Raw genomic sequence first — 4,865 nt, 5'->3', positions numbered from 1 at the left:
GGCGGCGGTGGCCGCGGCGGCTACGGCGGCGGCGGCGGCGGCGGCGGGAACGGCGGTGGTGGCGGCCGGGACCGCGAGCGCGGCGACCGCGGTCGCGACCGCGACGAGTACTGAGCACGCCGGAACGACGACGGGGGCGCCGCGCATCGCGCGGCGCCCCCGTCGTGCGTCCGGCACCCTACCTCACGCCGACCCGCGCTCGTAGGCCGCGCGGGTGCGGAGCATCAGCCCGGGGTCGTCGGTGACGATCCCCGACACCCCCGCCGCCCACAGCGACGTCGCGACCGTCGGGTCGTTCACCGTCCACACGTGCACCGGCACCGCGAGCGGTCGCAGCGCGGCGGCGAACCGGGCGACCGGCAGCGGGATCCCGTAGTAGCCGAGGGGGACGCAGACCGCGCGGTAGGGCACCGCGCGCGGACGGAGCGCCGCCGTCGTCGTCGCCAGCAGCCGCGCGACGTCGCCGCGGCTCGACCCGATCGCGATGCGCGACCCGCGGAACGGCGCCAGCGCCGCGCCGTCGAACGCGTCCACCACCGTCCGCGCCTCGGCGCCGTGGCGCTCCAGCGCCGCGCGGACCGCCGGCGCGGCCGCGGGCACCTTGATCTCGATCAGCAGCGGCGTGTCCGGGAAGCGCGCCAGCACGGCGTCGAGCGTCGGCACGCCGATGCCCCGCTCGCGGTACGGGAACGAGCGCCCGCCGTCGGCCGTGAAGCGCGCGCCGGCGTCCGTCGCCGCCAGCTCCGCCGAGGTGCGCAGCCGCAGCGCCCCCGCGCCCGCCGTCGTGCGCTCGAGGGTCGCGTCGTGGTGCACCACCGGGACGCCGTCGGCGGCGAGGTGCACGTCGAACTCCAGCGCGTCGGCGCCCAGCGCGACCGCCTGCGCGAACGCCTCCAAGGTGTTCTCCGGGGCGTGCGCGCGATTGCCGCGGTGCGCGATGACCGGGCGGCGGGCGACGTCGAGGACCGGGTGCACGGGCGTGGGGAGGGCGGGTGCGGCGCGGGGCGGCGCGCCCTCGTCCGGCGCGCCGCCCCGCGGTCCCCCGAGCGCGGACGCGCTCAGAAGCTGTACTGCAGCCGCGAGACGAGGAGGCGGCCCATCGGCGCGACGCCGACGAAGGTGGGCCGCTCGTTGTCGAGCAGGTTCGTCCCGGACAGCGAGATCCGCACGTCCTGCGCGATCGGCAGCTTGTAGGACACCGAGGCGTCGAGGAACGCGTTGACCGGCACGCCGGGGTAGCGCTGCTGCCCCGCGCCGATCCCGAACGAGTTGAACACGCCCGAGTTCACCTGGAACGCATTGGCGTACCGCCCGCGCACCTCGCCGGTGAGCGCGCGGTCGCTCCCCTCGTACCGCACCGTCAGCGTCGCGCGGTGCGTCGGCGTGTTCGCCGCCAGCGGGTTGAGCGCCGTCGCGCCCGGCGCGTCCGGGAACAGGTTGTCGCTGAGCCACGAGTACGTGCCGGCGAGCGACCAGTTCTGGTTCAGCAGCAGGTCGCTGGCCAGGTCGACGCCCTGCACGTTGACGTAGCCGGCCGCGTTCTGGTACGAGAACACGAGGTACGACTGGTCGTACAGCGGGTTCGTGAACGCGGTCGCGCCCACCGGGATCGCCGCCATCAGCGGCGTGAGCGCGCCCGCCGCCGCGGTGGCCGTCGCCTGCGCCTGCGCCGCCGGCGTGCCCGCGGCGATCAGGCGGGTCGCGATCTGCGTCCCCAGGTAGCCGCCCAGCTGCTGCGGGTTGAACAGGACGCCAGGGTTCAGGATCTGCGACGTCGGGTCGGCCGGCCGGCGCTGGAACCAGAAGTCCGCCGCGACGCGGAACTTGTCGGCGAACAGCCCCTTGTACCCGGCCTCGAACGTGTTCGAGAAGTTGGCGCCGAGCGGAGCGTAGTCGCCGGGGACCGCGCTGATCGGCGCGCGCGTGTTGAGGTCGAGGAGGACGCTCCCGACCTGCGCGTCCGTCGGGCGCAGCGACGTGAGGATCGGCCCGAGCTGCGTGAGCAGCCCGAGGAGCTGCTGGCGCGCCGTCTCGCCGCCGGCGCCGAAGCTGCTGGCCGGCAGCCCGCGCACGATCGTCGGCAGCGCGGCCGCGAAGCCCGGGTACGCGGTCGCCGCCGACGCGGGCGTGAGCGCCTGGTTCGTGTAGGGCGACCGCATGCAGACGTTGGCCGGGCCGCCGCAGCTGCGGTCGAACTGCCACCCCTGCTTGGCCGGGTTGCCCATGATCTGGACCGGGAGCCCCGGCGCCGGCGTCGTCCCCGAGAACTGGTCGAGGAAGAAGTTGAACGAGGCCGGCGAGTTGAACGCCCGGTTGAACGTGACGCGGAAGTTCTGCGTCGGCGTCGCCTTGAGGATCAGCGCCGCGCGCGGGGAGAACTGCGCCCCCTCGATGCGCGAGTTGACGTCGCCGCGCGCCGCCAGCAGCAGGTCGAGCTTCGGCGTGAGCGCCGTCGTCGTCTGCAGGTAGCCGCCCGCCTCGTTGATGTCGTCGTCGCCGTCGTTGCGCCCGTTGATCGTCCCCTCGGTCGCCGGCCGCGTGCCGATGAACTCCCCGCCGACCACGAAGCGCGTGCGCCCGAGCTCGAAGCCCTGCTGCAGCTGGCCGACGAACACGCTCGACTTGTCGACGACCGGGATGCCGGTGCGCAGGTAGTACGTGCCGCCGACGTCCTGCGCGTTCTCGTTGCCGCTGTTCGAGTTGTTGTAGAAGAGCTGCGCGAAGAACTTCTTGTGGCGGAAGCGCTGCTGGAGGTTCAGGTAGCTCCAGTCGCGCACCTGCGAGGCGCCGAACGTCGTCGTGATCTCCATCCCGCTGCCGACCTTCGAGTAGCCGGCGGTCGTGATGAACTCGGTGTCCTCGTTCGGGCGGATGTCGAGGCGCGCCTCGCCGCTCGCCTTCTGCAGGTCGAAGTCGCGCTGCACGGCGGTGCCGCGCCGCGCCGCGGGCACGCGGACGTCGGTCGTCGAGAAGGTGCTCGGCTCGTTCGGGTCGGTGTACTCGAAGTCCTTGGCCGTGAAGTACTCGCCCGACAGCTTGTAGGCGACCTTGGGCGAGATGACCCCGGCGTGGCGCCCGGCGAGGCGGCCGTACGAGCGCTCGCCGCCGTCCACGCTCAGCGTGGTGCCCGCCGACGCGAAGGGCGACTTGGTGATGACGTGCAGCACGCCGTTCCCCGAGTTCGGCCCGTAGAGCGCCGCCGCCGGGCCCTGGAGCACCTCGATGCGGTCGACGTCCTCGTTGGTGCCGGTGAACAGGAACGGGACGTTGACGCGCAGCGACGGGACCCCGGCGAACCGGTAGTCCTGCAGCATCAGCATCGACGTCGAGAAGGCGTTGTTGAAGCCGCGCGACACGATGTTCGCCTGCGCGATCCCGCCGCTGGAGATCGACAGCCCCGGCGACGCCTTGAGGTGGTCGGTCACCGTCACCGCCGGCCGCTCGGCGATCCGCTCGGCGCTGACCACCGAGATCGAGTTCGGCGACTCGAGGATCTTCTCCGGCTCGGCGCCGCGGGTGGCCGTCGTGACGACCTGGTTCAGGACCGACGCCGCCGCCTCGAGCGACGCGTCGACCGTCGCCGTCCCGCCGGCCGTGACGCGCACCGTGTCGATGCGCCGCAGCTGGTAGCCGATGCGCGAGACCGAGATCGCGTACGCGCCCGGCCGCAGCGAGCCGACGCGGTAGCGGCCGTCGTCGCCGCTGGTCGCCGCGCCCGCGGTGGCCCGGGTGTCGAGCGTCAGGACCCGCACGCTCGCCCCGGCGATCGGGCTGCCCGAGCCGGCCTCCGTCACGCGGCCGCCGACCGCGCCGACCTCGCCCTGGGCCCGCACGACCGCGGGGGCGGCCGCCAGCAGCGCCGCGCCGGCAAGGGGAAAGAGGAGCGTCGCGTGCATCCGCGACGCGCTACCGGGGGGAACGGCCATCAGCACACCTCCAGGGACGGGGTCACCGGCATCGGCGAGCACTGTTCGGTAACGGGTCGGACAGCTCCGCCGGCGAGCGGAGCGGTGCGTATGGCGGCTACGATACAGCCCGGACAGGTAAGGTCAACCGTCTGAACGAAAAGGTCAGAAAACGGATGGGGCGGCGGTCCGATGGACCGCCGCCCCGCCTGCCTCCGACCCGACGCCCGCCCTCACTTCGCGAGCACCGCCTCCATCGTCCCGCCCATCTGCGGCACCGACTGCACCGTCCGCACGACCGGGCCGTCCTTGGCGACGTAGAAGCTCACCGGCGTCGGCCCGCCCGCCATCTCGACCACCCAGGTGTCGAACGTCCCGGCCGGGACGGTCACCTTCTCGTTCCCCGAGACACGCAGCGTCAGCGGCACCGTCGCCCCCGTCGCGGGGTTGAGCAGGTCGAGGCGACCCGACCACCCGGCGGCCAGCGGGAGCCGGCCGAGCGTCATGAGGAGGACCGCGTCGTTGGACAGCGCCCCCTTCACGTTCTTGGCGGCGATCGTCTGCGACTGCCCCGGCGCCTGCACCGCTCCCTTCACGCTGTCGGCCGTGTAGGTCAGGCCGAGGTTCATGGCGCCCATCGGCGAGTCGATCTTCAGCGCGCGCCGCACCGGCCCGAGGTCGCCGGCCGACAGCACGAGCGTGTCGGACATCGACATCATCGAGTTCGTCTGCGCGTCGAGGAGCATCCACTCGTCGGCCTGCTTGCTCTTCTGCAGCGTGACCGTGCGCGTGCCGAAGTCCTGCGTCTGCCCGTTGGCGTTCAGCCGGGCGTTCCAGGTCCAGGTCCCGGCCTTCAGCCCGCCGGCGAACTGTCCGATCTCGACCGTCGGCGCGGCGGCCGGCGCCGCCGGCGCGGCGGGCGCGGCCTGCGCCGCCAGCGCGGCGGGGGCGGCGAGGACG

The 4,865-nt window shown here is 73.6% G+C and carries 2 protein-coding genes and 1 pseudogene; all 3 read right to left on the bottom strand.

Going from position 1 to position 4,865, the window contains the following annotated elements; genetic code table 11:
- Nucleotides 1-183: 183 nt before the first annotated feature.
- Nucleotides 184-975 (bottom strand): glycerophosphodiester phosphodiesterase family protein, encoded by a 792-nt coding sequence (locus PYV61_RS20975; RefSeq protein WP_275835302.1) that lies wholly within the window; start codon nt 973-975, stop codon nt 184-186.
- An 83-nt stretch (nt 976-1,058) separates the two neighbouring features.
- On the bottom strand, nt 1,059-3,926 hold the full coding sequence (locus tag PYV61_RS20970) for a TonB-dependent receptor (RefSeq protein ID WP_275835300.1): 2,868 nt from the start codon (nt 3,924-3,926) through the stop codon (nt 1,059-1,061).
- Between the two features lie 212 nt (nt 3,927-4,138).
- A pseudogene (locus PYV61_RS20965) lies at nt 4,139-4,865 on the bottom strand (hypothetical protein); the annotation flags it as partial.

Source organism: Roseisolibacter sp. H3M3-2, assembly GCF_029211165.1.
In the GTDB taxonomy this organism is placed as follows: Bacteria; Gemmatimonadota; Gemmatimonadetes; order Gemmatimonadales; family Gemmatimonadaceae; genus Roseisolibacter.
This window is presented reverse-complemented; position numbering and strand designations above follow the sequence as displayed.